The 652-nt window shown below is 39.3% G+C and carries 1 protein-coding gene and 1 pseudogene; one reads left to right on the forward strand and one right to left on the reverse strand.

The genetic code is table 11. From position 1 onward, the window contains the following. Nucleotides 1–78: pseudogene (locus AB4585_RS23130) on the reverse strand (cytosolic protein); the annotation flags it as partial. A 236-nt stretch (nt 79–314) separates the two neighbouring features. On the opposite strand from AB4585_RS23130, the gene AB4585_RS23135 reads away from it, so the two are divergent. Continuing rightward, nucleotides 315–652: DUF6988 family protein (locus AB4585_RS23135; protein WP_408063597.1), on the forward strand; the 338-nt coding region annotated here is incomplete at its 3' end.

The following is a 652-nucleotide window of genomic DNA, read 5'->3' on the forward strand; positions in this document are numbered from 1 at the left end:
TTCGATAAACATGGTTTTCAACTCTTCAAAAGCGGTGATCACAAGCCAGTCGATGTCATTAACACGATGGATAAACATAGAGTTTCTCGGTAATTTTGATGCGGAGATTTTATCATCATCAGGAGAGAACGTAGTAGAGTTTTAGTTGCTAAAGGTGGTAATTCTGTGTCATTTCCGGATATTCAATAGGCTAAGTTGAAAACGTTTGTGCCCCATTCATTGTTACGTTACGCAGAAGCGCCATTTTAGGGTTGTGTCTTTGACTTACATTTTCTAACTTGTATGAGTGCGGATTTAATAAGGAGTTGTATTACTTGGACGTTAAAATTAGTTATTGTAAGTTCATTGAGTTAGTAACTGAGAAGTATGACCTGATTTTTCCTGCAGTTCATGCGTCAAAGGGAGACAAGAGTTGTTTCGAGGTTTGGATGTTCTCTCAAAGCATAGAGTACGCAAAAGGCATAGAATCGTTACAATCGGCATGCAATTTGAGCTCTGCTCTAGCGTTATTGAGACCAATGTATGAATCGTTCTACAAAGGGTCTTGGTTGAGCCACTGTGCTAACCAAGACCAGATAAACTATTTCTTAGATCATGATACGTTAGCGACACGTCAATCTGTGGAGGGATACAAGTTCAGCCATACTAGTAC

This window comes from Vibrio sp. 10N.222.49.C9 (genome assembly GCF_041474985.1).
Classification (GTDB): domain Bacteria; phylum Pseudomonadota; class Gammaproteobacteria; order Enterobacterales; family Vibrionaceae; genus Vibrio; species Vibrio crassostreae_C.